The organism is Vibrio sp. NH-7 (assembly GCF_053643215.1).
In genome coordinates, this window is the sequence record NZ_CM132187.1 from 2504921 (window position 1) to 2529447 (window position 24527).

Consider the following 24527-nt stretch of genomic DNA (forward strand, 5'->3'; position numbering starts at 1 on the left):
CACAAAGCTCTATCAATATCACAAAAGGGTCCAATTGCTGGATCCTTTTTTCTTTCTCTACATATAATTAGCTCAAAATAAAAAAGTAGGAATTCAACATGAAGAAAGCCGCTCTCCTTTCCATTGCTATGTTGGGTTTAACCGCCTGTAGCCAAGGAGTTCAAACCATGACGGATCGCACTGCCTCACCTTGTGGTGATAAACCTAACTGCGTGTCGACGCAAGACAATCGCGAAAAGTATCAGCTGTCGCCATTTGTTATTACAAGCAACGCTAGCATAGACTCAATCGAAGCTGCTGCACTACGACTCTCGGGCGCAAAAACTGCCGTAAAACAAGACAACTATCTACGAATCGAGTGCACTTCTAAGATCATGCGCTTTGTCGATGATTTAGAGTTAAGAATCGAAGGCGATAGACTGCTCGTTCGATCTGAATCTCGCGTTGGATATTCAGACTTTGGCGTCAACCGTAAACGTGCTGAGCAGCTAAGAGAACTCCTAAAAGCGGAAAAACTGATCCAATAATCATAGGATTCAAAAACAAAAAACCGAAGCACTGGGCTTCGGTTTTTCTTAGTTGGAAAGCAGATTACTGCTCAGCTTCTTCGCGAAAAACAACAAGACGCTTAGGAGCCACCTTGCCATCGTCATTCACTTCAGCAACGCCAATGAACAGTTTCTCTTCACCGGAAGTCATACGCAGGGGTGTCCCTTCTGGTGCACCAAACACTTGCACCGGCATACCATGCTGAACAAGGTTGGTTAGCTCAGCGTTTAGGTTTACCTCAGGTAAATCTTCAACCGCAGTATCCATTGGTAATAGCAGCGGATCTAGTAGCTCTTTTGGCGCGACTTCATCGCGATGTGCTTGCTCAAGTAACTCATTGAGTTGCTCAAGCGTCACCATTTTCTCGTAAGGGTATTTTGCAACTCCAGTACGACGAAGCATTGTCACGTGAGCACCACAGCCAAGCATCTCGCCAAGGTCATCAACGATAGTGCGGATGTAAGTGCCTTTCGAGCAGTGCACCTCCATCTCGACTTCATCGCCTTCAAAGCGATGCAGTACGATTTCGTACACCGTGATTTTGCGTGATTCACGCGGTACTTCGATGCCTTTTCGCGCATACTCATACAGCGGCTTACCCTGATACTTCAACGCTGAAAACATTGAAGGTACTTGATCAGACTCACCTCGGAACTTATCAATACACGCTTCCAGCTTTTCAAGGTTCACATCCACCGGGCGCGTTTCAACCACTTCACCATCAGAATCAGAGGTGTCGGTCCGCTCACCCAGCTTAGCGATCACTCGATAACGCTTATCAGAGTCCAATAGGAACTGAGAGAACTTGGTTGCTTCACCAAGACAGATTGGCAGCATACCTGTCGCTAGGGGATCCAGAGCACCGGTATGACCTGCTTTCTCTGCAAAGTAAATGCGTTTTACTTTTTGCAGCGCATCATTAGATGAAATGCCTGTTGGCTTGTCCAGAAGAACAACGCCATTAATTGGACGACCTTTACGCCGACGAGCCATTACTCTTCCCCTGCTTGATCGTCTTCGCGACCAGATTCTTGCTGCTTACGCTTATCTTCGCTCACGACTTCTGAAACTAGGTTCGACATACGCATACCTTCAACCAAGGTGTTGTCGTAGTGAAAACGAACTTCTGGTGTTAGGCGTAGACGAATGCGTTTGCCAAGCATCATGCGGATGTGAGCTTCATGCTCGCGAAGCGCTTCAAGGCAAGACTCAGGCGTTTGCTCACCCACACATAGGAAAGTAACAAACACTTTTGCATATGCAAGGTCACGTGACACTTCTACATCAGAAATTGTCACCATGCCTAGGCGAGAATCACGAACTTCACGCTGTAGGATCATCGCGAGTTCTTTTTGCAGCTGCTGAGAAACGCGCTGCGTACGGCTAAATTCTTTTGACATATCTTTTCTCTTATTAGAAAGAATGGGGGGATGGATTAATTCCAGCCCCCCATGGCGTATTCAACAACCAATTACTACTTATTCATCAAGGAGTAAGCCAGTAATGTTAGTCAATTAATCAAGAGTACGTTTAACTTCTACGATTTCGAATACTTCGATTTGGTCACCAACGCGAACATCATTGTAGTTCTTAACGCCGATACCACATTCGTAGCCGTTCTTAACTTCTTGAACATCATCTTTAAAGCGACGAAGTGACTCTAGTTCACCTTCATAGATAACAACGTTATCGCGTAGTACGCGGATTGGATTGCTACGCTTGATGGTGCCTTCAGTAACCATACAACCTGCGATTGCGCCCAGCTTAGGTGACTTAAATACGTCACGAACTTCAGCAAGACCAATGATCTCTTGCTTGAATTCTGGAGCTAGCATACCGCCCATTGCTTGTTTAACTTCATCAATCAATTGGTAAATGATTGAGTAGTAACGTAGGTCTAGGTTTTCGTTCTCAACTGTACGACGTGCAGTTGCATCAGCACGAACGTTAAAGCCAAGGATGATAGCGTTAGACGCTGCTGCAAGTACTGCATCAGTTTCTGTAATACCACCAACACCAGAACCTACGATGTTCACTTTCACTTCATCAGTTGAAAGCTTAACTAGTGAGTCAGAGATCGCTTCGACAGAACCCTGTACGTCAGCTTTAAGAACCACGTTAAGCTCTGCAACTTCACCCGCAGCCATGTTAGAGAACATGTTTTCAAGTTTCGCTTTCTGCTGACGAGCCAGTTTCACTTCACGGAATTTACCTTGGCGGTAGTTCGCTACTTCACGTGCTTTACGCTCATCACGTACCACTGTCGCTTCATCACCAGATGCTGGTACACCAGAAAGACCTAGGATCTCTACAGGAATTGAAGGGCCAGCAGATGTCACTTCTTGACCGTTTTCATCGCGCATCGCACGAACACGGCCGTACTCTTGACCACAAAGAACGATGTCGCCTTTGTTTAGAGTACCTGACTGAACAAGTACTGTTGCAACTGGACCACGACCTTTATCTAGGCGAGATTCAACAACAACACCAGACGCCATGCCTTCTTCAACCGCTGTCAGTTCTAGAACTTCAGATTGTAGAAGGATAGTCTCTAGAAGACCGTCGATGTTTGTACCCTGTTTCGCAGAGATGTGAACGAACATGTTCTCACCGCCCCACTCCTCAGGAATAACGTCGTACTGAGCTAGCTCGTTCTTAACGTTATCTGGGTTCGCGTCTTCTTTATCGATCTTGTTCACAGCAACAATCAGAGGAACGCCTGCCGCTTTCGCGTGCTGGATCGCTTCGATTGTTTGTGGCATTACGCCATCGTCTGCTGCTACTACTAGAACAACGATATCTGTCGCTTGAGCACCACGTGCACGCATTGCTGTAAACGCCGCGTGTCCAGGAGTATCAAGGAAGGTAATCATGCCGTTGTCTGTTTCAACGTGGTATGCACCGATGTGCTGCGTGATACCGCCCGCTTCACCTGAAGCAACGTGTGCTTTACGGATGTAGTCAAGGGTAGACGTTTTACCATGGTCAACGTGACCCATGATAGTTACAACAGGAGCACGAGGAACTGCTTCAGCGTTGTTGTCACGATCTGACAGTACCGCTTCTTCTAGTTCGTTCTCTTTACGAATGATAACCTTGTGACCCATTTCTTCAGCCACTAGCTGTGCTGTTTCTTGGTCAATCACTTGGTTGATAGTCGCCATTGCGCCCATCTTCATCATCACTTTGATAACTTCTGTAGCTTTAACAGACATTTTGCTTGCAAGCTCAGAAACAACAATGGTTTCACCGATAACAACATCCGCTTTCGCTACTGTCGCTGTCTTATCGAAACCTTGCTGCATTGAAGCAGGCTTAGCCAGTTTTCCTTTATTGCGGCCTTTGCCACCGCGCTGGTTACGGCCACCGCGAGCTTGTTCGTCGTTGTTAGAAGCTTTTTTCTTCTTCTTACGACGGCCACCTTCTTCACGGCGGTCAGCCGCGTCTTCAGCTTCACGAGCGTAAGAAGAAGTTGTTACATGGTAGTCAGAGTTTTCCAACTCTTTCTTCTTCTTCTCTTCTTCAGTCCAGCGAGCTTCGTTCTCTTCCGCTAGTTTTCGAGCTTCTTCAACAAGCTTCGCAGCTTCTTGTTCAGCTTTACGCTTCGCTTCTTCTTCCTGACGACGTTTTAGTTCATCAGCTTCTTGCTTCGCTTGCGTGTTCGCTTCCGCGTTCTTTGCATTCATGTCTTTCTTAGCCTTATCAGCTTGTGCGCGTTTGGCCTTCTCTTCAGCTTCACGTTTTGCGTCCGCTTCTCGCTTCGCTTTCTCTTCGGCCTCGCGTTGTGCTTTCTCTGCAGCTTCACGTTTCGCTTGCTCTTCAGCTTCACGTTTCGCAAGCTCTTCGGCTTCACGTTTGGCTGCTTCCTCAGCCTCACGTTTTGCTTCGTCTTCGATAGTGCTGCGCTTCACGTAAGTGCGCTTTTTACGCACTTCTACTTGAACATCCTTACTCTTACCGCCACCGGCATTAACGCTCAATGTGCTGCGAGTCTTACGCTGTAGTGTTAAGCGAGTAGGCTCAGTTTCACCAGAGGTGTCACCGTGCTCTTTCTTAAGGTGAGTCAAAAGTTTCTGCTTTTCTTCGTCAGAAACTTGATCACTACTCGCTTTCTTCATACCAGCGTCAGCAAGTTGTTCAATTAAGCGGTCCACTGGAGTTCCAATTTCTTCACTCAGTGCCTTAACAGTAATTTGTGTCATGCCGCTTCCTCCTTGCTGAATATTATGCGTCTTCGCCGAACCAACAGATGTTACGAGCGGCCATGATTAGCTCACCCGCACGTTCTTCAGTTAGGCCTTCGATACCTTCTAGGTCATCGATACCTTGGTCTGCTAGATCTTCTAGTGTTGCAACACCTTTAGCAGCCAGTTTAAATGCCATTTCACGCTCTAGACCTTCTAGACCAAGTAGATCTTCTGCAGGCTCAACACCTTCGAAAGATTCTTCTTGAGCAAGAGCTAGAGTCGTTAGAGCATTCTTCGCACGATTACGTAGTTCTTCGACTAGGTCTTCATCAAGACCGTCAACTTCTAGTAGCTCATTTACAGGAACGTAAGCTACTTCTTCTAGAGTAGAGAAGCCTTCTTCAACAAGCAGTTGAGCAAAGTCTTCTTCGATGTCTAGGTGCTTCATGAAAGCATCAATTGCAGCTTGAGATTCTTCAGCGTGTTTCTTCTGAAGATCCGCAACTGTCATTACGTTTAGTTCCCAACCAGTTAGTTGAGAGGCCAAACGTACGTTTTGGCCGTTACGACCGATAGCTTGCGCTAGGTTGTCCGCTTCAACTGCGATGTCCATTGAGTGCGCGTCTTCATCAACGATGATAGAAGCCACATCCGCAGGCGCCATTGCATTGATAACAAATTGCGCTGGGTTATCATCCCAAAGCACGATATCAATACGCTCACCGCCGAGTTCACCAGAAACCGCTTGTACACGTGCACCACGCATACCAACACACGCACCAACAGGGTCGATACGCTTGTCATTCGTTTTAACTGCGATTTTCGCACGAGAACCAGGATCACGTGCCGCGCCCTTAAGTTCGATGATTTCTTCAGCAATTTCTGGAACTTCAACGCGGAATAGTTCTGCAAGCATCTCTGGCTTAGAGCGAGTGATGAACAGCTGGAAACCACGTGCTTCTGGCGCCACTTTGTAAAGAAGACCGCGAACACGGTCGCCTGGACGGAAGTTTTCGCGAGGAAGTTGGTCGTCACGTAGGATAACCGCTTCAGCGTTGTTGCCTAGATCAAGAACAACCGTCTCACGGTTTACTTTCTTAACCACGCCTGTCACTAGCTCACCTTCATTGTCGATGAACTGCTCTACGATTTGTGCGCGCTCTGCTTCACGTACTTTTTGTACGATTACTTGCTTAGCAGTTTGAGTTGTGATGCGGTCAAATGTCACTGACTCGATATCATCTTCAACAAAGTCACCCAATTGGATTTCTGCATCTTCGTATTGAGCAGCTTCCAGTGAGATTTCCTTTGTTGGGTTCTCAACTTCTTCTACTACCAACCAACGGCGGAACGTTTCGAACTCACCCGTTTTACGGTCGATTTCAACACGTACATCGATCTCGATTTCGTGCTTCTTTTTTGTAGATGTCGCAAGAGCAATTTCTAGGGCTTCAAAGATACGTTCACGAGGTACGGCTTTTTCGTTCGATACCGCTTCTACTACCGCTAAAATTTCTTTACTCATTTTAAATAGCCTCTAAGACTTTAATTAAAATTTAGGGATGAGGTTAGCTTTTGAGATGTTGCTAAGCGCAAACTCTTCTTCGTTACCATCAACAGTAACGGAGATTGTCTCACCATCGACAGAATGGATTACACCCTTCCACTTACGACGGTTGCCAACAGCCATTTTCAAAACGATGCTGACCTCGTGACCAATAAATTGTTCATAGTGAGCTGCTTTGAAAAGTGGTCTTTCTAAACCGGGAGAAGACACTTCAAGGTTGTAAGCCACCGTGATTGGATCTTCAACGTCCATAACTGCACTAACTTGACGACTCACTTCAGCACAATCTTCGACGTTAATGCCGTTCTCGTGATCGATGAAGATTCGCAACGTTGAATGCTCGCCTGCGCGAATAAATTCTAATCCAACTAACTCATAACCTGATGCCGCTACTGGAGCTTCAAGCATTTCAGTAAGTTGTCTTTCTAAACCAGTCATTTAAACCACTCCAGAAACAAAAAAAGGGCTCAGAGCCCAATTTAAATTCCAAGCAAAACACCAAATTTTCCCATTGGGAAAATTTAGATAACAAAAAACCCCGAAAAGTCGGGGTTTTTTGTTGCTGGACCCTGATAGTTAAACGATATCTATGCCGTCTAACTCGCAGTATTACTACTGCGCAAACTTGCCTAAATTCCACTTAAGAATTTGGTTGCGGGGGCCGGATTTGAACCGACGACCTTCGGGTTATGAGCCCGACGAGCTACCAAGCTGCTCCACCCCGCGTCCGACTTGTCGAGCATTATACGCTCTCCAAGGTGTTTTACAAGTTTGTAAATCAATGGTGCCGAGAGAGGGACTCGAACCCTCACACCTAAGGCACTAGCACCTCATGCTAGCGTGTCTACCAATTTCACCATCTCGGCAGCTAAATCTATCTAAAAGCTAGAAAGTAGCTTATTGAGGAATTTCATCGCCCTGTGGAGCGGGAATTTCACTCGCATCGTCAGCTTGTTGAATGATTTGACCTTGTGTCGGGTCAACCCATTGTGACTCAGTCTTATGTGTAGACATATTACCAAGTACCAAGCTAAGGATAAAAAATACTGTTGCAAAAATTGCAGTCATTCGGGTTAGGAAATTACCTGAGCCGCTTGCGCCAAACACTGTGTTTGATGCGCCTGCACCGAATGAGGCTCCCATATCTGCGCCTTTACCTTGTTGAATCAACACTAGGCCGATTACACCAACCGCTGCCAACAGGTAAATCACAAGTAGAACTGTAAACATTATTTCCACCTATGTTCCAAATTGTTGAGCCAGCGCCGCTCGAAAACTTTACTTTACAATACGGTTTTAGAACAAGGCTAGCGACCTCCTTTCCGAAGGCCGAGCAATACTAGCGAAACGCTATGGCGCTGACAAGAGATAATTTGCAAAAAAACACACTAGACGCTTCAAACGGTCAAAAAAAGGGCAAACTGCGACTTTTTTGTCAATCTAGGCGGTACTTTAGCCTCTCTATTGCTTGGGTAACACACTCTTAATTTACAGAGGCTTGATAGAAAACTAGAGAGTATCGAACTCTGAGCTGTACTCAACTAGACCGCTTCGTCCAGAAAACTCATCCTCGGCAAGCGTTTTTACCTGAAATGCACCAGCAGGCACCTCCCACTTACAATGCATATTATGCTGCTCTGCCGAGACAAAGCCAAAACGCGAGTAATAAGCTGGGTCACCAAGTACGACGCAAGCAGGGTAGCCGAGTTCAAATAGAGAGGCGAAACCTTCTTCAATAAGCTGTGCCGCAATGCCTTGGCCTCGGAACTCTTCTTTTACCGCTAAAGGTGCCAAACCTTGCCAGTTAAAATCCTCACCATTTAAAGTGACAGGGCTAAACAATAGGTAACCGACCACTTCCCCTTCATCTGTTGACGCTACAAGAGATAACGAACGGCGACCGTTCTCACGGAGTTTCATCACTAGGTTCGCTTCTGCTTCGGTATCGAATGCAGATTTTAATAATCGGTCTACGGCTAAGATGTCAGCCGGTGCTTCAGTTCGAATAAGCATTTACTACCTCACTTTGTGTCGACGGCGATTGTAAGCCTTTCTGCACAAAGTCGGCTAGTTGATTTAGTAAACTTTGTAACGGTTTTGGTAAAGATTCTAAATCGACACTGTCCATCAGGTTCTTTACTTCTAAACCCAACTCAGTATCGCCTTCAATTGACAAACGACGCTGGAAAAACAGGGTATCCGGATCTTCTTTGCGACCTGCGATTAACACCAAGTCGTTCAGATTACCGCAAAACGCAACGTCCTCTTGGACTGGCTTATCAGCCACAACAAGGCGTTCATTCTCATAGCTGATATACCAGCTTAACTGCATATCCTTCACTTCGACTTTCAACCACTTATCTTCTAGAAACTCGAAGTCGCCATCTTCCAATGCTTCTTTGAAAACAGTTTTAAGCCCTTCTAATAAGGCTTTTTTTTGTACAGATTGCGGCAATAAGTGGACTGGAGATCGCAAAATTGATGCGGCGTTTTGAACTAGTTGGGTGCGAATCTTGTTAATCACGCGAGTTATCCGTTAACTTGTTTACTTGAATAGCCCATCATAGTGGATGTGCAAATCTAGATTCCTGTTATTTGTCAAAGAATCAGCGTTAACAGCTAACTCTTTAATATCACTTCAATGCCAGTTATATTAATAGAGTCGACCCATCCACTAACCTAATGGATCCACCGCTCTTAGGGAATATCGGTAACAGCTTGATGCTATCGCAACAACTTCAGCATTGGTTCACGAAAATTACGGATAACAGTCCGTTTTTTTTCGCCATTCTAGATAACCAGCATAACTATGCATTGGTTAACGGACGCTATTGTGATATCGCAGGCCTCAGCCCTCAAGAACTGGTAGGAATGAACGACTCGCAAATCTTAGGCGAGCAATTTTACGAACTCCTCAAACCGTACTACGAAAGAACATTCAGTGGCGAAGCGCTAGAAGCTGAAATTACCCTCGGCGGAAATGATTTAGAAACCAGCCTGCATTTTAGCCTCTCCCCAATTAAAGCTGAAAACGGTGTTGAACATGTTATTTTTCACGCCATCGATACATCAGAAAAACACATTCTGATTCGTTCACTTGAAGAGTCTGAAGGCAAGTTTTCGACGCTGACTTCCCTACTTCCTGATGGTTTGTTACTTGTTGAAGACGACTGCATTATTTCCGCCAACCCAGCAGCCATTCGCCTGTTAGGCTTTGAATCTACAAGTAATTTGCTTGGAGAGACGTTTTCAAGGCTATTTGTTGACGAAAAAACCAAAACCGTTTTTTCTGACAACCTTAGTTCGACTCTGGGTGAAGCACCATTAATGTGCTTGACGGGGCCACGATGTGGTTTCGAGCGTCGAGTCCAGCTCAATGCAGACTCCACCACACTTCTAGGTAGTAATTCGCAACTGGTATTAATTCAAGATGCCGAGGCCGCACCCAAGCTGTTATCAAACGCGGGGCAAGAAGACGCACACATTGACTCTTTAACAGGGCTATATAACCGTTTTGGCTTTACTAAGCGACTGGAGCAATTGATTCAAAACGATACCCCGTTAATAATGCTCTACCTGGACATTGATAACTTTAAGAATATTAACGACTCTTTGGGTCATCATATTGGCGACAAAGTGATCAAAGAGGTCTCTTCTCGTCTTAAGCGCCTCTTACCCCAGCAAGCGGTTTTAGGGCATTTAGGAGGCGACGAGTTTGGCTTGATTCTTCCTGAGCCAGAAAACAATCGTATGGCAGAAATGCTGTCAGAGCGCATCATTTCATTGATAAATCAACCGTTTGATCTCCACCACTTTAGTAAACGCCTCGCTTGCTCTATCGGTAGTGTGGCGTACCCTGGCGATGGCAACGATGCTCGAATTTTGTTGCAAAATGCAGATACGGCGATGTACGAAGCCAAAGATCGTGGTCGTAACCGATTGATCAAATTCAATGATCAAATGAACAAAGAAGCACGCATGCGCCTTTGGCTGGAAATAGAGCTACAAAAAGCGTTGCAGCAGAACGGTTTGGAAGTTTGGTATCAACCCAAAGTAAATGCGCGGGACTTCAGCATTAACGGCGCAGAAGCTCTAATTCGCTGGAAGCATCCAGTGGAAGGCTACATTAGCCCAGCGGCGTTTATTCCTGTGGCAGAGCGCGCTGGCCTGATCGAGCACTTAGGACGCGTTGTCATGCGTGACGTGTTCAGTACCGTGAAACGTTGGAAACTCCAAGGTATTCTGCCAGGGCGTGTGGCAATTAACCTCTCTCCGGAGCAATTTGGTAACCCGAAATTGATCGACTACATGGAAAAGCTGCTGCGAACGACAGAGCTAGATCCAAGTTGCATTACCTTTGAGCTCACCGAAAGTGCCGTGATGAGTGACAGTGACCATACACTACAAATGCTCAATGCCATCAAAAAACTCGGGTTTTCTCTATCGATTGATGACTTTGGAACGGGTTACTCGTCTCTCTCTTATTTGGCACGTTTCCCACTTGATGAGCTCAAAATAGACCGCGCCTTTATCACCGATATTGATACCTTACCGAAGCAAGTCACCGTTATCGAAAACATCATTAACCTCGGTAAGTCACTCAATTTAACCGTGGTTGCTGAAGGGGTAGAGACTCAACAGCAAGCGACGTTGTTATCCAATTTGAACTGTAACTCAATTCAAGGCTTCCATTTCCATCGACCGCAACCAAAACAAGAAGTAGAAGAGCTATTTGCTCAAAATCGCCGCCACAAAAACTAACTCCAAGTGAGTAATTGGGTGAGAAACTCACTCAAACCTGCCTTACATCAAATTTGCTATTCATAATTCTTCATAAAATGCTCACCAAATTTCGAACAATCAGTCTTGGTAAGAGCAATGGAACTCCTATGCCCAGCAGGTAATCTTCCTGCACTAAAAACGGCCATTGATTGTGGCGCTGACGCGGTGTACATCGGCTTTAAAGATGATACCAACGCCCGCCACTTTGCAGGGTTGAACTTCACCGGAAAGAAACTGGAAAAAGCCGTTCAGTACGTTCACGACCACAACAAGAAAATCCATGTTGCTCTCAACACGTTTGCGCATCCAGATGGCTTTGAGCGTTGGACTGATGCGGTCGACCGCGCCGCCGACAACGGAGTAGATGCGCTTATCGTGGCAGACATTGCGGTACTGGATTACGCAGCTCGCAAGCACCCTGATTTAGAACTGCACCTATCCGTTCAAGCATCAGCAACCAATATCGCCGCTATCGACTTCTACAAGAGCAACTTCAATGTTAAGCGCGTCGTCTTGCCACGCGTTCTTTCTATCCATCAGGTAAAACAGCTATCACGCAATATGACGAGTGATGTCGAGTTAGAAGTTTTCGCTTTTGGTAGTTTGTGCATTATGTCTGAGGGGCGTTGTTACCTCTCTTCTTACATGACAGGCGAATCACCAAACACGGTAGGCGCGTGTTCTCCGGCTAAATATGTTCGCTGGCAAGAAACCGAGCAAGGCCTAGAGTCGCGCCTAAACGACATTCTTATCGATCGCTACAGTGACGGTGAAAATGCGGGTTATCCCACATTGTGTAAAGGGCGATTCACAGCCGACCTAGAAGAGCAGACAAAGGCTTACCATGCGTTGGAAGAGCCTACCAGCTTAAATACTTTGTCAATGCTGCCTGATTTGTTTGCTGCCAACGTCGCCTCAGTCAAAATTGAAGGTCGTCAGCGAAGCCCTGCCTATGTCGAACAGGTGACTCGCACCTGGCGTGCTGCCATTGATCGCTATTTAGCCCACCCAGAAAGCTATCAAGTTGAAGCCGCTTGGAATGCGACATTGGCAAACGTATCCGAAGGTACCCAAACCACCTTGGGTGCGTATCATCGCAAATGGCAATAGAGGTAAGCATGGAAAATAATATGAAGTATGCACTAGGCCCATTGCTGTATTTCTGGCCTAAACAAGATGTAGAAGATTTTTATCAACAAGCAACGTCAAGCTCGGCTGATATTATCTATCTAGGCGAAAGCGTCTGCTCGAAACGCAGAGAAATGAAACCTGCGCATTGGTTTGATATCGCTAAAGAGCTAAGTTCTGCGGGTAAACAAGTGGTTCTCTCCACCATGGCATTGCTTGAAGCCCCTAGCGAAGTCAACATCATGAAAAAGTACATCGACAATGGTGATTTTGCTATCGAAGCTAACGATGTCTCGGCGATTCAACTCGCCTCACAGAGCAAAGTCCCTTTTGTGGTTGGCCCTGCTGTGAATACTTACAACGCACACACTCTCAATCTATTTCTCAAACAAGGAATGATGCGTTGGTGTATGCCCGTTGAGTTATCACGTGAATGGTTAAACAATGTGTTGATTCAATGCGATGAGCTTGGCATTCGCAATCAATTTGAAGTGGAAGTCTTTAGCCATGGCTACTTACCACTCGCTTATTCCGCCCGCTGTTTCACCGCTCGAGCAGAAAACAAAGCTAAAGATGATTGCGAGACTTGCTGCATCAAATATCCAACGGGTATTCAGGTCAGTAGCCAAGAAGGCCAAGAGGTGTTTAATCTCAATGGCATCCAAACCCAATCAGGCTATTGCTATAACCTAATCAATGATCTGCCGAATATGAAAGGTTTGGTTGATGTGGTTCGCTTAAGCCCCCTCGGGCTGAGTACTTTCTCAGATCTGAATAACTTCCGAGCCAATGAAACTGGGCAAAACCCAATGCCGATTCAAAGTAGACAATGCAATGGCTATTGGCACCAACTTGCTGGATTAGAGGTCAAAACACTCTAAGACGTTTCACCTAAAAGCAAGATATGAAAAAGGGCTCAATGAGCCCTTTTTTACGCATGTGCAATCTGAGACTGTTGGGTTTGATAGCGGCGCACATCTTTGACTAACAACAAGATAACCACCGCACTCAGAGCAATGTTGGAGAGCGGATAAGCAATCCAAATCCCTGGAACACCGAACAATTTCGGCATGAGGTAAAGAAAAGGAAGCTGAATCAGCATATTGCCCACCATCACAAACATCGCTTTGCTTCCCTTATTGATGGCTTGATAGTAAGCCCCTGCCACCACCAAGAAACCATCCAATGCCAAGGCAAACATATGTAGACGAATACCCAGCACAGTGTGCTCGACCAGCTGCGTGCTCTCTTCGTTGAACACAGAAACGAACTGAGTTGGAAATACATTAAGCAGAATAACAAAAGCCAATCCAATCAATACCGCACTCGACATCGCCACTTTGAGTAGCTTGCGAATGTTCTCCTGGTTGCGTGCGCCGTGGTTATAGCTGACAAGCGGTTGCATACCATTCGCGATCCCTTCTGCGGTCAAATAGTACACTGTGACGATATAGCCTAAGATGGCATAAGCACCGATCATTAACTGATCGCCGTATTGAGCAAACAACGCGTTATGTAACGCCACCATCATTGACCCATAGGCGTACATAAAGAAACTGGACGTTCCAATCGCAAAAATTTTAGGGATAACGTCAAGCTTGAGCCTCAATTGACTCCAGCGCAAACGCAGATTGGCTTTCGAAGAGAAGAAATACGCTAAGCCAAGCCCGGTCACAGCCAACTGTGCCACTGCGGTTGCTATCGCGGCTCCCGTTAACTCCCAGTCAAGCCAAGCGATAAACAGATAATCGAGCGCAATATTGATAACGGCTCCTACCACCATCAGTATCGTCGCAAGATTAGGGCTATCGTCATTACGCAACAAAAATGGCATCGCAATCGAGCCTAGGGTAAACGCGCAGGCACCAATCAATATATGCAGATACTGGAGGCCCAGTTCGAACACACGCCCTTCTGCCCCTTGCCAATGGAGAAAGTCTTCAGCAAAGAAAAACAGCACACCAGACACAAGCGGTACAAGCGCAAACAACAAGGTAATCCCCGTTGCTAAGATCTGTTTCGCCCCTAGCGTATCTTGCTCTCCTTGACGAATCGAGACCAGCGCACCTGTACCAACGCCAATAAGCATACCAATACCAAGAATGGAGCCGATGACAGGCCAAGCAACGTTGATTCCCGCTAATCCATCAGCCCCAACATAGCGACCAATAAAAATGCCATCGACCACTTGATAGAGACCGTTGACCAACATAGCCGCTACGGTTGGAATCGTATAGCGCCAAAACTGTTTATAGATGGATGTTTGCATATTTTCACCACAAGTTAGCCAGGCTAACTAAATAGATAAATTTTTAACTCAATGATTTTTCTAGCAAGCCGATCAGCGTATTCACTTCATCAGCACTTAGTTTGCGTCCCATTTGCTCTGCAATGTGTTGGTAAACCACTTGCTCATAGGACAAATCCTCGAGCACTTGTTCTGTCAACACAACTCGCTTTGCTCGGCCATCCTCAGCACAAGAAATACGCTTAACCAATCCCTTTCTTTCTAACCTTGCGACCATATTGGAGGCTGAAGGTTTAGTCACTTTCATCTCTTCCGCGAGATCAGTGATACGAATGCCTTGTTGATGTTCTTCTATGGATCTTAAATAGTCGTATTCATTGAAGCTCAACCCATAGAGGAGATCCTCTTTGGCATGAACTCGCCACGCTTTGGAGCAGTATCGCTCCAATTCCATTAAATTATTTTCTAAGCTCATAGTTATTGCACTTAGTTAGCAAGGCTAACTATTTTAGCCAATTACTTGGCCGTTGCAATCTAATTTTCTCGCAACAAAAAAGCCACTGTTCAACAGTGGCTTTTGGGTCGTAATTGGTTTAATTAGAGGTTTGCTGTTCCAGTTTGGCTTTGGCCAACTGTTGCTCTTTTACCTCGTTGTAAATGCGGCTCAGTTCGAGGAAAGCATAACGATGCTCGACATACTCATACACATTGAATGAGATGGCTAATTTATACAGTGAGATGGCACTCGCGAAATCCCCTTCACTTTGATAACGCTTGCCTAAGTAGAAATAGGCCTCCGTCAAGCGCTGGGCAAGTAGAGTGTTATCTCGGGTTCCGGACAAAATAGCTTTAAAGGCTTGTTGTTCAGTGACATCACCAAGTGTTATCGCCACCAGCACCCAGCCCCATTGTTCGTCGCGACGTTGATAGCGTAAAACCAAATCTTGGCGAGCTAACGCAGGATCGACTTCTGCTTGAATCAGATATAACCAAAGCGCTCGAAATGGATCACTAGGATCTTGGTTGTAGTGCTTCTCAATATCCTCTAATGCCAGCTCAATACGATCGCCATAGTAAAGGGCAATTGCTCGATTTCTCTCTGCGTAAGAGTTATCAGGATCAAGTTCTAACGTAGAGTCAAAGGCATCATATGCAGCGTCAAACTCCCCCGCTTGGGTAAAATAGACGCCGAGCAAGTTGAATAAGTCAGGCTGTGCAGGATTTAGTGCTAACGATTGGTTGTAATCGAGGCGAGCTAAGTCCCTTAAACCAACGCTATCGTAATAATTGCCTCGCTCGAAGAACATCTTAGCGCGAACTTCACTTGTCAAGTCTGGACGTTGAAGCAACTGGCTTAAGCGCGCAATCTGAACCTCTTGCTGAACACTGGCCTGCAAAGGTACCGCCATCGGGGGATAAAGCCACTCGGCTTGTTGACTAGATTTAGAGGCACAGCCAGCAGTCACCAATAATGTTAGACCCAATGCCACGGTTTGAAACCATTTCACAAATATGTACTCCTGTCGCTAAGCATCTGCTTAGTTTAGTCCGCAATAAAAAAGGGAGCGTAATGCTCCCTTTATAACATGCTTTTAGCACAATAGGCTAATACGCCTATGGTTGACTAAATTAAGCGTCAGTTGCTGGTTTTTCTTCAGCTGCTTCTTCAGTCTTTTCTACTGCTTCTTTCATGCTTAGACGAACGCGGCCTTGGCGGTCGATTTCAAGTACTTTAACTTGAACTTCTTGACCTTCAGCTAGGTAGTCAGACACTTTCTCTACGCGCTTGTCAGCGATTTGAGAGATGTGTACTAGACCATCTTTACCAGGCAGGATAGTTACGAATGCACCGAAGTCAGCTAGACGAGCAACTTTACCAGTGTAGATACGGCCTACTTCAACTTCAGCAGTGATCTCTTCGATACGGCGGATTGCTTCTTTCGCAGCTGTACCTTCAGTTGCAGCAATCTTGATTGTACCGTCGTCTTCGATTTCGATCGTTGTACCAGTCTCTTCAGTTAGAGCACGGATAACTGCACCACCTTTACCGATAACGTCTTTGATCTTCTCTGCGCTGATCTTCATTGTGTGAATGCGCGGAGCGAACTCAGAGATGTCTTCACGAGCACCAGAAATCGCTTCATCCATTACAGATAGGATGTGCTTACGTGCGCCTTGAGCTTGGTTAAGCGCAATTTGCATGATCTCTTTAGTGATACCTTCGATCTTGATGTCCATTTGAAGTGCGGTGATACCAGTGTTAGTACCCGCTACTTTAAAGTCCATGTCACCTAGGTGGTCTTCGTCACCAAGGATGTCAGAAAGAACAACGAAGTCGTCGCCTTCTTTAACAAGACCCATTGCGATACCCGCAACAGAAGACTTGATTGGCACACCTGCATCCATAAGAGCAAGAGAAGTACCACATACAGAAGCCATTGAAGAAGAACCGTTAGATTCAGTGATTTCCGATACAACACGTACTGTGTATGGGAACTCATCAACAGAAGGCATTACTGCTGCGATACCGCGTTTAGCCAGTTTACCGTGACCGATTTCACGACGCTTAGGAGAACCTACAAAACCAGTTTCGCCTACACAGTATGGAGGGAAGTTGTAGTGTAGTAGGAAGTGATCTTTACGCTCACCTGTTAGCTCGTCGATGATTTGAGCATCGCGCTGCGTACCGAGAGTCGCAGTCACTAGCGCCTGAGTTTCACCACGAGTAAATAGTGAAGAACCGTGAGTACGAGGAAGAACACCAGTACGTACGTCAAGCGCACGAACCATGTCTTTTTCACGGCCGTCGATACGTGGGTTACCAGCGATGATGCTGCGACGTACCACTGTCTTCTCTAGATCGTGGAAGATAGTGTGGATTTCTTTCGTGTTCGCTTCTGGGTCTTCAGCAAGAAGAACTTCGTTAACTTCACCTGCGATCTCGTGGATGCGGTCGTAACGAGCCATCTTCTCAGTGATTTGGTAAGCTTCAACTAGCTTAGCTTCTGCAAGTTCAGCAATCTTGTTTACAAGCGCTGTGTTCTCTTCTGGAGCAACCCAATCCCAAGCAGGAGTCGCAACTTCAGCTTTGAACTCGTTGATTGCTTTGATCACAGCTTGTTGTTGATCGTGACCGAATACAACAGCAGATAGCATTTCTTCTTCAGTTAGGTTGTCAGCTTCTGATTCAACCATTAGTACTGCAGATTCAGTACCCGCAACCACTAGGTCTAGTTTAGACGCTTCTAACTCAGTATTGCTTGGGTTAAGCACTAGTTGACCGTCGATGTGACCAACACGCGCAGCACCGATAGGACCGTTGAACGGGATACCAGAGATAGCTAGCGCCGCAGAAGTACCGATCATAGTTACGATATCAGGTTGAACATCTGGGTTCACAGATACGACTGTTGCAATAACTTGTACTTCGTTTTTGAATGCATCTGGGAATAGAGGACGGATTGGACGGTCGATTAGGCGAGCCGTTAGCGTTTCGCCTTCAGAAGGACGGCCTTCACGCTTGAAGAAACCACCAGGGATTTTACCTGCTGCGTAAGTACGCTCTTGGTAGTTAACTGTTAGAGGGAAGAAGTCTTGACCTTCTACCGCTTCTTTTTTACCAACTACAGAAACGAATACTGCTGTATCGTCCATAGTAACCATAACTGCAGCGGTAGCTTGACGTGCGATAACGCCAGTTTCTAGAGTAACTGTGTGGTTACCGTACTGGAACGTTTTAACAACTGGTTTTTCGAACATTGTTATTCCTTGTTTCCAAGCGCATCGAAAGAGTGGCTCGGAGAGTATTGATTGATACTCAAGGCATTACAAATCGCGACTAGTGAAAATGAACTGTGTAGCGACTCATTGCAGCTAAATTCATTTTGAATAGTCGCGACCTTTTGGTCGACGTGGTTGACTGTAATGCTATGAGCTTTGTGAACAAACATTGATACCCAACGAGGCATCAAAAGTGTGCGGGCGTAGTATAGCGGGATTAATTCGGTTTGGCTAAGCCATACCAAACAAAATAAGTAACGGACAACAAAAAAGGGGCTAAAAGCCCCTTTTTCGACAAACTGTTCTATGCAGCCGCTGATTAGCGACGTAGGCCTAGACGCTTGATTAGATCTTGGTAACGAGAAAGGTTTTTGCCTTTCAAGTAGTCAAGAAGCTTACGACGGCGAGAAACCATACGTAGAAGACCACGACGGCTGTGGTGATCGCCTTTGTGCGCTTTGAAGTGACCTTGTAGGTGGTTGATAGAAGCTGTAAGTAGAGCTACTTGAACTTCTGGTGAACCAGTATCGCCTTCAGTTTGAGCGTATTCTGCAACGATTGCTGCTTTAGTTTCTGCATTCAGAGACATAATTCTCTCCTAATAAGAGTAGGTTTAACATTTGTGCCAGCCAATCTCTGATTCAGCCGACACGAGGAGCGCGAATTATAGGGGATGTATAGAGGTTAAGCAACCGCTATTTGATAGCAACCCTATAAGTACAGCATTCCCATCTAAAGCATTTCTGTTACACTTAGCTGCACAAAACCTACCTAATTGAATTAACAGGATTCCCTATGAAAATCGGCATCATCGGTGCAATGGAACAAGAAGTTTCAATTCTTAAAGACGCTATCGAAAACTGTGAAACCGTATCAAAAGCGGGCTGTACCTATTTCTCTGGGCAAATCAACGGTGTCGATGTCGTGTTGCTCCAATCAGGTATTGGTAAAGTCGCAGCGGCAGTCGGCACAACGATCCTGCTCGATGAGTACCAACCCGATGTTGTGATCAATACTGGCTCTGCGGGTGGATTCGACTCTAGCTTAAATCTAGGTGATGTAGTGATTTCGACCGAAGTTCGCCATCACGATGCTGATGTGACAGCGTTTGGTTACGAAATCGGTCAAATGGCAGGGCAGCCTGCTGCGTTCATTGCAGACGAAAAGCTAATGGATGTCGCTGAGAAAGCACTCTCACAAATGGAAGACAAACATGCGGTACGTGGATTGATCTGTACGGGCGATGCGTTTGTTTGCACAGCTGAACGTCAAGCATTTATCCGCCAACACTTCCCATCGGTCATTGCTGTAGAAATGGAAGCCTCTGCAATTGCGCAAACTTGTCACCAGTTCAAAGTGCCATTTGTTGTTGTTCGTGCGATTTCTGATGTTGCAGATAAAGAAGCAAGCATGAGCTTTGATGAGTTCCTACCTTTGGCAGCGAAGAGCTCGTCGGAAATGGTATTCAAAATGGTTGAACTGCTGAAATAGCTTAGCCGAAGGGAAGACAACATCATGGAAGATTTGTTTAACCAACTCTATTCCAACGGTGCGCTCCTTGTTCTGTGGGGCGCCCTGCTTTGTCACTTGGTGCTTCCCTTTCCTCGAGAAGCGCACCCTGCCATTCTTTGGCATAAATTCGCCGAACAATTGGCCGATAAGGTCAATACCAACAACAGCTATCAACAAAGCATCATTTCTGGCAGCCTCGCTTGGCTACTCATGATTATTCCTATGCTGGTTGTGTTAGTTGCTCTCAAGCCATTAGTTTGGCAACCCCAGCTGTTCGAACTTGCCTTCCTGCTTCTTGCGATTGATTGGCGCAACACCGATAAGTTCACAGCCCAATTTGTCGCGGCATTAGCAAGAGAAGACAAAGAGCAAGCGAAGATGCTGCTTAATCCCATCGTCAATCGTTCGACCCAACCGCTTTCACTGCTTGGGCTAGGAAAAGCGGGCACTGAAACCTTGATTATGTCGTATGGACGCAATGTGGTGGGAGTTCTTTTCTGGTTCGCCATTGCCGGCGGTATTGGCGCGTTCATCTACCGAATGATGGTTGAGCTCGCACGTGCTTGGTCTCCATCTCGTCAAGCGTTCTCTCCCTTCGGAATCCCTGCAGTTCGAGCCGTTGCTATCATGGATTTTGTGCCATTAAGGCTATTCGCACTGATGATTGCTGTTGGAAATCGTACTCAGCAAGTTTTTACGCTCATCAAGCAGCAAGCTAAGTCGTGGCCACTCCCTGGCCCTGCTTGGTTAGTAGTCGCTGTCGGAGCAAAGCTTGAATTATCTCTTGGCGGGCCTGCGATTTACGACGGAAAAAAATCTGAGCGAGCAAAACTCGGCGGTCGAATTGCCCCTTCTGCCTTGCATATTGCTCAAGTCCAAAAACTGCTAGCGTGGCGAATGTTCGCTTGGGTATTGATTCAAAGTGCAGCGATGGCTGCCGTATATCAAGGGATATAGATGCGTAAGTTCATTGCGTTTACCACTAGCTTACTCTCTCCAACGCTTTTTGCCGCACCTGTAGAAAAAGTGATCAGTCTCGCTCCTCATGCCACTGAACTCGCATACGCGGCAGGGTTAGGTGATAAACTCATCGCGGTAAGTGATCACAGTGATTACCCAGAGCAAGCCTTAACGCTAGAGAAAGTCGCCAACTACCAAGGCATCAAGATAGAGCGCATTATCGCCCTGCAGCCAGATTTAATTATTGCCTGGCCATCTGGTAACCCACAAAAGGAGTTAGAGAAACTTAAGCAGTTTGGCTTTAACATCTACTACTCTCAAACCCATTCATTAAGTGATATTGCAGACAATATTGAGCGCCTTAGCCAATACAGCGCCTCACCTAGCGTTGGTCAGAAGGCGGCGGCAGATTTTCGTCAGCAGTTAGGCGACTTCAAAGCCAAGTATCAAACCACTCAGCCCATACGCTACTTCTATCAATTGAGTGAACAGCCGATCATCTCCGTCGCACAAGGCAAATGGCCTAGTGAGGTGTTTAGCTTCTGTGGCGGCGAAAACATTTTTGAGCATAGTGCTGCGCCCTACCCTCAAGTTGGCGTCGAGCAAGTACTGGTGCAACAACCCGATGTTATTTTCACGTCAGAGCATGCAATTAAGAATGGCAACATGTGGGCTAAGTGGGAAAAAGAGCTGAGCGCAGTCAGAAATGACCACGTCTGGAGCCTTGAGTCTGATTGGCTAAATCGACCGACGCCACGTACGCTTCGCGCCATTGAGCAGGTCTGTGACTATTTCGAGACTGTTCGGCAAAAACGCTAACGATTGCCTCTTGAGATCCCGTACAATTCAGCATCGTTTTCTGTTCCCTATTTAAGTAAGAGAAGTGAGTAACATGGATTCCATGCTGCTTTATAGTATTGACCTATTCGGTACTGCCATATTTGCGATATCAGGCGTATTACTCGCAGGTCGATTAAAAATGGACCCATTCGGCGTTGCTGTATTAGGTAGTGTTACGGCGATTGGTGGTGGCACAATTCGCGATATGGCGTTGGGTGCAACACCTGTGTTTTGGATAACCGATACCAACTACCTTTGGACCATTTTAATTACCTGTCTTATCACCATGATTGTGGTTAGACGGCCCAAGCGACTCGCTTGGTGGATTCTGCCAGTCTGTGACGCCATTGGTTTAGCGGTGTTTGTCGGGATTGGTGTCGAGAAAACCATGGCTTACCAAGACTCAGCTTTAGTCGCTGTCATTATGGGAGTCATTACCGGTTGTGGCGGAGGCATTATTCGTGACGTGCTCGCGCGTGAAGTGCCAATGGTACTGCGAAGCGAAGTTTATGCGACAGCCTGTATTATCGGTGGCGTCTTCCATACGACAGCACTTGCCATGGGACAAGACAGCGATACCGCATTCCTGGCGGGTGTCTTTTCTACGCTGCTTATCCGTTTAGGCGCGATTCGATGGCACTTATCTTTACCAACTTTCGCACTAAATCGTTAAGCAATAAAAAAGGTCACCGAGGTGACCTTTTTTAATTTTCTATCGTTATCAATTACTTCTGTACTCGGCGAAGTACATCTTTCAGTAAATCAAAGTCATTCGCTAAGTCTTCAGAAAGTAGCTCCATTGCCGCGTGCTTAGCAAGCGGTCCTGGCAGGTCGATATCAGAGCCTAAAATCTCGTCAACCACTTCCTTGAACTTAGCTGGGTGCGCTGTACATAGGAAAAGGCCAGTTTCACCTTCTTGCAATTGTTCGTCGAGTAGACGGTAGGCAATCGCACCATGTGGTTCACATAGGTAACCTTGCGCGTTCAACTCACGTACAGATTCTGCACTTTGCTCATCAGACACTTTACCTTTGCCCAACGTATCTAAGCCCCAACCTTTAATCTGGCACAGCTCTTCGATACGTGGCCAGTTGTTTGGTTGGCTAACATCCATTGCGTTCGATGTCGTTGCAACCGTTGGTTTAGGATCCCACTTACCTGTTTCTAGGTAGCGAGGAACGGTGTCATTTTCGTTGGTCGCAGCAATAAAGCGCTTAATTGGTAGCCCAAGCGCTTTAGCCAATAGACCCGCCGTTAGGTTACCAAAGTTGCCACTAGGTACCGACACAACAAGGTTTTCACGCTGTTCTTTAGTCAACTGAGATGCTGCTTCAAAGTAATAACAGATCTGCGCCATCAAGCGTGAAATGTTGATGGAGTTTGCGGAATTCAGACCGATTTCTTCACGTAGCGCGGCATCATCAAATGCTTGCTTAACCAAAGCCTGACAAGCATCAAAATCGCCATCAATCGCGACAGTGTGAATGTTCTTGCCCAGAGTACAGAACAACTTCTCTTGTAGCGGGCTAATCTTGCCTTTCGGGTACAAAATCACTACGTTGATGTCTTCCATGCCATAGAAAGCATGTGCGACGGCTGCGCCCGTATCACCGGACGTTGCTGTCAAAATAGTGATTTTTCCGCCATCAGAAACCGCAGCTAAAGATTGCGCCATAAAACGACCGCCAAAGTCTTTAAACGCTAAGGTCGGGCCATGGAAAAGTTCAAGCGCGTAAACGCCATCTTTGACTTTATTGATTGGCGCCGGAAATTGAAATGCAGCATCAACCATTGAGTGAACTTGCTCTTGCGCCAGCTCATCACCAATCAATGCTGACAAAATCTTGGTGCTACGAGAAACAAAGTCCTCAGCTAAAAGTGCATCCACATCATCAAACGTTGGCAGTTCAGATGGGAAAAAAAGGCCTTGGTTACGACCTAACCCTTGGCGAACGGCTTGGCCAAAGGAAACTTGTTCATCATTTTCTTTTATATTGTAAAGCTTCATAGCTCACTTCCTGTAACGATCGAACCTTGCTTATCTAAGCGACAAACATGGACGAATCCTTCTTTATTTTGTACGTAATTTTGTTCAAGCCAGCGTGCAACACGCTCAGCGACATCTTTCTCTTTACAAATGCTAAACAGCGTCGGGCCACTTCCTGAAATACCCGTCGCCAACGCGCCTGCTGTTGCTGCATATTTACGAGCGTCAGCAAAGCCCGGTAGCAGTTTCTCACGATATGGTTCTGCGATCACGTCTTTGATCATTTTTGCCGCAAGCTCTGGTTGCCCAGAATGGCACGCATGAATAAAGCCAGCTAGATGACGGCCGTGAGCGATGATATCTTGACGACGATACTGCGAAGGCAAAATTTCACGCGCTTCAGCGGTGGACACTTTGATGCCCGGGTACGCCATCACCCAATACCAATCATCAAAACAAGGAACTTCTTGGCTAATGATACCCAGCTCTTCAAGCATCAGTTGCACGCCCCCTAGATAGCAGGGCGCAACGTTATCATAATGAATACCGCCAGAAATCTTACCTTCCATTTCCCCCATCAAAGCGAGTAATTCAGTCTCATCTAGAGGTTGACCATGAAAACGGTTTAGCGCATCTAGCGCAGCCACAATCGAACATGCACTCGAGCCTAGACCAGAACCAATTGGCATATTCTTTTCTAGAGTCATCTCTAGAGGGAGTAAAGAGACACCTTTTTTCTCAACCTCACGGGCGAACACAGTCCAACAATCGTAAACGATGTTCTCTTTCGGGTTTTCAGGCAGTTTAGAAACAAAGTTGCCCGCAGTGTTAAGACTAAAAGGCTGCTCACCTGATTTGACCAAGACTCGATCACCAAGTAGCGTACCGTCCACCGGAGACACAGCGGCCCCCAGTACGTCAAAACCAACACTTACATTACCTATTGACGCTGGTGCGTAAACCACCACATCCATACCACTACTCAT

Annotated in this window: 23 protein-coding genes and 2 tRNA genes; 8 read left to right on the top strand and 17 right to left on the bottom strand. The window is 46.3% G+C overall.

All coding sequences use genetic code 11. The features are described 5' to 3' along the window. The first annotated feature begins 98 nt into the window (after nucleotides 1-98). Nucleotides 99-527: a DUF1499 domain-containing protein gene (locus ACUALS_RS11580; RefSeq protein ID WP_038139734.1), complete on the top strand. Its 429-nt coding sequence runs from the start codon at nucleotides 99-101 to the stop codon at nucleotides 525-527. Between the two features lie 64 nt (nucleotides 528-591). Here ACUALS_RS11580 and truB read toward each other — a convergent pair whose 3' ends face one another. From truB to ubiT, 10 genes are all read right to left on the bottom strand, one after another. Beyond that, nucleotides 592-1542 (bottom strand): tRNA pseudouridine(55) synthase TruB, encoded by a 951-nt coding sequence (gene truB, locus ACUALS_RS11585; RefSeq protein WP_005472787.1) that lies wholly within the window; start codon nucleotides 1540-1542, stop codon nucleotides 592-594. Further along, on the bottom strand, nucleotides 1542-1949 hold the full coding sequence (gene rbfA / locus ACUALS_RS11590; protein ID WP_038139735.1) for a 30S ribosome-binding factor RbfA: 408 nt from the start codon (nucleotides 1947-1949) through the stop codon (nucleotides 1542-1544). Before rbfA ends, truB begins: the two co-directional genes overlap by 1 nt. 114 nt (nucleotides 1950-2063) lie before the next feature. Continuing rightward, nucleotides 2064-4751 carry a translation initiation factor IF-2 gene (gene infB / locus ACUALS_RS11595; RefSeq protein WP_038139736.1) on the bottom strand — a complete coding sequence of 896 codons (2688 nt, stop codon included), beginning with the start codon at nucleotides 4749-4751 and terminating at the stop codon, nucleotides 2064-2066. Nucleotides 4752-4773: 22 nt separating this feature from the next. Then, nucleotides 4774-6261, bottom strand: coding sequence for a transcription termination factor NusA (nusA, locus tag ACUALS_RS11600; RefSeq protein WP_005472880.1), 1488 nt, complete (start codon nucleotides 6259-6261; stop codon nucleotides 4774-4776). Between the two features lie 24 nt (nucleotides 6262-6285). Beyond that, on the bottom strand, nucleotides 6286-6741 hold the full coding sequence (gene rimP, locus ACUALS_RS11605; protein ID WP_005472901.1) for a ribosome maturation factor RimP: 456 nt from the start codon (nucleotides 6739-6741) through the stop codon (nucleotides 6286-6288). Nucleotides 6742-6952: 211 nt separating this feature from the next. Beyond that, nucleotides 6953-7029, bottom strand: a tRNA-Met gene (locus tag ACUALS_RS11610). Nucleotides 7030-7085: 56 nt separating this feature from the next. After that, nucleotides 7086-7169 (bottom strand) — tRNA-Leu (locus tag ACUALS_RS11615). A gap of 31 nt (nucleotides 7170-7200) precedes the next feature. Then, nucleotides 7201-7533, bottom strand: coding sequence for a preprotein translocase subunit SecG (gene secG, locus ACUALS_RS11620; RefSeq protein WP_005472784.1), 333 nt, complete (start codon nucleotides 7531-7533; stop codon nucleotides 7201-7203). Nucleotides 7534-7812: 279 nt separating this feature from the next. Next, entirely contained in the window at nucleotides 7813-8316 is a 504-nt protein-coding gene (locus ACUALS_RS11625; RefSeq protein ID WP_038139737.1) for a GNAT family N-acetyltransferase, read from the bottom strand. After that, nucleotides 8300-8827 carry a ubiquinone anaerobic biosynthesis accessory factor UbiT gene (gene ubiT / locus ACUALS_RS11630; RefSeq protein WP_005472920.1) on the bottom strand — a complete coding sequence of 176 codons (528 nt, stop codon included), beginning with the start codon at nucleotides 8825-8827 and terminating at the stop codon, nucleotides 8300-8302. The genes ACUALS_RS11625 and ubiT overlap by 17 nt, the downstream gene beginning before the upstream one ends. A 197-nt stretch (nucleotides 8828-9024) precedes the next feature. Between ubiT and ACUALS_RS11635 the strand changes: the two genes are divergently transcribed. The 3 genes from ACUALS_RS11635 (at nucleotide 9025) to ACUALS_RS11645 (ending at nucleotide 13094) form a co-directional block, all read left to right on the top strand. After that, on the top strand, nucleotides 9025-11064 hold the full coding sequence (locus ACUALS_RS11635) for an EAL domain-containing protein (protein ID WP_039483618.1): 2040 nt from the start codon (nucleotides 9025-9027) through the stop codon (nucleotides 11062-11064). A gap of 117 nt (nucleotides 11065-11181) precedes the next feature. Continuing rightward, on the top strand, nucleotides 11182-12195 hold the full coding sequence (ubiU, locus tag ACUALS_RS11640; protein WP_038190899.1) for a ubiquinone anaerobic biosynthesis protein UbiU: 1014 nt from the start codon (nucleotides 11182-11184) through the stop codon (nucleotides 12193-12195). A 20-nt stretch (nucleotides 12196-12215) separates the two neighbouring features. Then, nucleotides 12216-13094, top strand: coding sequence for a U32 family peptidase (locus tag ACUALS_RS11645; RefSeq protein WP_038190900.1), 879 nt, complete (start codon nucleotides 12216-12218; stop codon nucleotides 13092-13094). A 50-nt stretch (nucleotides 13095-13144) separates the two neighbouring features. Here ACUALS_RS11645 and ACUALS_RS11650 read toward each other — a convergent pair whose 3' ends face one another. The 5 genes from ACUALS_RS11650 to rpsO all read right to left on the bottom strand — a co-directional run bounded on the left by ACUALS_RS11650 (nucleotide 13145) and on the right by rpsO (nucleotide 18830). Continuing rightward, nucleotides 13145-14482: an MATE family efflux transporter gene (locus ACUALS_RS11650; protein ID WP_454448401.1), complete on the bottom strand. Its 1338-nt coding sequence runs from the start codon at nucleotides 14480-14482 to the stop codon at nucleotides 13145-13147. Nucleotides 14483-14525: 43 nt separating this feature from the next. Then, a complete protein-coding gene (locus ACUALS_RS11655) occupies nucleotides 14526-14936 on the bottom strand; it encodes a MarR family winged helix-turn-helix transcriptional regulator (protein ID WP_454448402.1) in 411 nt (136 codons plus the stop codon). Between the two features lie 118 nt (nucleotides 14937-15054). After that, a complete protein-coding gene (gene nlpI, locus ACUALS_RS11660) occupies nucleotides 15055-15969 on the bottom strand; it encodes a lipoprotein NlpI (RefSeq protein WP_454448403.1) in 915 nt (304 codons plus the stop codon). Nucleotides 15970-16090: 121 nt separating this feature from the next. After that, nucleotides 16091-18220: a polyribonucleotide nucleotidyltransferase gene (gene pnp, locus ACUALS_RS11665; protein WP_454448404.1), complete on the bottom strand. Its 2130-nt coding sequence runs from the start codon at nucleotides 18218-18220 to the stop codon at nucleotides 16091-16093. Between the two features lie 340 nt (nucleotides 18221-18560). Then, nucleotides 18561-18830 carry a 30S ribosomal protein S15 gene (gene rpsO, locus ACUALS_RS11670; protein ID WP_005472830.1) on the bottom strand — a complete coding sequence of 90 codons (270 nt, stop codon included), beginning with the start codon at nucleotides 18828-18830 and terminating at the stop codon, nucleotides 18561-18563. A 206-nt stretch (nucleotides 18831-19036) separates the two neighbouring features. On the opposite strand from rpsO, the gene mtnN reads away from it, so the two are divergent. The 4 genes from mtnN to ACUALS_RS11690 all read left to right on the top strand — a co-directional run bounded on the left by mtnN (nucleotide 19037) and on the right by ACUALS_RS11690 (nucleotide 22226). Beyond that, nucleotides 19037-19732 (top strand): 5'-methylthioadenosine/S-adenosylhomocysteine nucleosidase, encoded by a 696-nt coding sequence (gene mtnN / locus ACUALS_RS11675; RefSeq protein ID WP_005472895.1) that lies wholly within the window; start codon nucleotides 19037-19039, stop codon nucleotides 19730-19732. Nucleotides 19733-19756: 24 nt separating this feature from the next. Then, a complete protein-coding gene (locus ACUALS_RS11680) occupies nucleotides 19757-20710 on the top strand; it encodes a cobalamin biosynthesis family protein (RefSeq protein ID WP_454448405.1) in 954 nt (317 codons plus the stop codon). Continuing rightward, complete coding sequence (gene btuF / locus ACUALS_RS11685) at nucleotides 20711-21532, top strand: vitamin B12 ABC transporter substrate-binding protein BtuF (RefSeq protein ID WP_454448406.1); 822 nt, start codon at nucleotides 20711-20713, stop codon at nucleotides 21530-21532. It abuts the gene before it with no gap. Between the two features lie 73 nt (nucleotides 21533-21605). Beyond that, nucleotides 21606-22226, top strand: coding sequence for a TRIC cation channel family protein (locus ACUALS_RS11690; protein ID WP_454449254.1), 621 nt, complete (start codon nucleotides 21606-21608; stop codon nucleotides 22224-22226). Between the two features lie 52 nt (nucleotides 22227-22278). Here ACUALS_RS11690 and thrC read toward each other — a convergent pair whose 3' ends face one another. Continuing rightward, nucleotides 22279-23562: a threonine synthase gene (thrC, locus tag ACUALS_RS11695; RefSeq protein ID WP_454448407.1), complete on the bottom strand. Its 1284-nt coding sequence runs from the start codon at nucleotides 23560-23562 to the stop codon at nucleotides 22279-22281. Then, nucleotides 23559-24515 (bottom strand): homoserine kinase, encoded by a 957-nt coding sequence (gene thrB / locus ACUALS_RS11700; protein WP_454449255.1) that lies wholly within the window; start codon nucleotides 24513-24515, stop codon nucleotides 23559-23561. Before thrB ends, thrC begins: the two co-directional genes overlap by 4 nt. Nucleotides 24516-24527 lie beyond the last annotated feature (12 nt).

Excerpts from the sequence above, each read along its gene's own strand:
- ACUALS_RS11650 (WP_454448401.1), bottom strand. The coding sequence starts at position 14,482 with ATGCAAACATCCATCTATAAACAGTTTTGGCGCTATACGATTCCAACC.
- btuF (WP_454448406.1), top strand. The coding sequence starts at position 20,711 with ATGCGTAAGTTCATTGCGTTTACCACTAGCTTACTCTCTCCAACGCTT.
- ACUALS_RS11680 (WP_454448405.1), top strand. The coding sequence starts at position 19,757 with ATGGAAGATTTGTTTAACCAACTCTATTCCAACGGTGCGCTCCTTGTT.
- thrC (WP_454448407.1), bottom strand. The coding sequence starts at position 23,562 with ATGAAGCTTTACAATATAAAAGAAAATGATGAACAAGTTTCCTTTGGC.
- ACUALS_RS11655 (WP_454448402.1), bottom strand. The coding sequence starts at position 14,936 with ATGAGCTTAGAAAATAATTTAATGGAATTGGAGCGATACTGCTCCAAA.
- secG (WP_005472784.1), bottom strand. The coding sequence starts at position 7,533 with ATGTTTACAGTTCTACTTGTGATTTACCTGTTGGCAGCGGTTGGTGTA.
- ACUALS_RS11625 (WP_038139737.1), bottom strand. The coding sequence starts at position 8,316 with ATGCTTATTCGAACTGAAGCACCGGCTGACATCTTAGCCGTAGACCGA.
- ACUALS_RS11690 (WP_454449254.1), top strand. The coding sequence starts at position 21,606 with ATGGATTCCATGCTGCTTTATAGTATTGACCTATTCGGTACTGCCATA.
- nusA (WP_005472880.1), bottom strand. The coding sequence starts at position 6,261 with ATGAGTAAAGAAATTTTAGCGGTAGTAGAAGCGGTATCGAACGAAAAA.
- ACUALS_RS11580 (WP_038139734.1), top strand. The coding sequence starts at position 99 with ATGAAGAAAGCCGCTCTCCTTTCCATTGCTATGTTGGGTTTAACCGCC.
- rbfA (WP_038139735.1), bottom strand. The coding sequence starts at position 1,949 with ATGTCAAAAGAATTTAGCCGTACGCAGCGCGTTTCTCAGCAGCTGCAA.
- mtnN (WP_005472895.1), top strand. The coding sequence starts at position 19,037 with ATGAAAATCGGCATCATCGGTGCAATGGAACAAGAAGTTTCAATTCTT.
- rpsO (WP_005472830.1), bottom strand. The coding sequence starts at position 18,830 with ATGTCTCTGAATGCAGAAACTAAAGCAGCAATCGTTGCAGAATACGCT.
- ACUALS_RS11635 (WP_039483618.1), top strand. The coding sequence starts at position 9,025 with ATGCTATCGCAACAACTTCAGCATTGGTTCACGAAAATTACGGATAAC.
- ACUALS_RS11645 (WP_038190900.1), top strand. The coding sequence starts at position 12,216 with ATGAAGTATGCACTAGGCCCATTGCTGTATTTCTGGCCTAAACAAGAT.
- thrB (WP_454449255.1), bottom strand. The coding sequence starts at position 24,515 with ATGGATGTGGTGGTTTACGCACCAGCGTCAATAGGTAATGTAAGTGTT.
- truB (WP_005472787.1), bottom strand. The coding sequence starts at position 1,542 with ATGGCTCGTCGGCGTAAAGGTCGTCCAATTAATGGCGTTGTTCTTCTG.
- ubiU (WP_038190899.1), top strand. The coding sequence starts at position 11,182 with ATGGAACTCCTATGCCCAGCAGGTAATCTTCCTGCACTAAAAACGGCC.
- rimP (WP_005472901.1), bottom strand. The coding sequence starts at position 6,741 with ATGACTGGTTTAGAAAGACAACTTACTGAAATGCTTGAAGCTCCAGTA.
- infB (WP_038139736.1), bottom strand. The coding sequence starts at position 4,751 with ATGACACAAATTACTGTTAAGGCACTGAGTGAAGAAATTGGAACTCCA.
- pnp (WP_454448404.1), bottom strand. The coding sequence starts at position 18,220 with ATGTTCGAAAAACCAGTTGTTAAAACGTTCCAGTACGGTAACCACACA.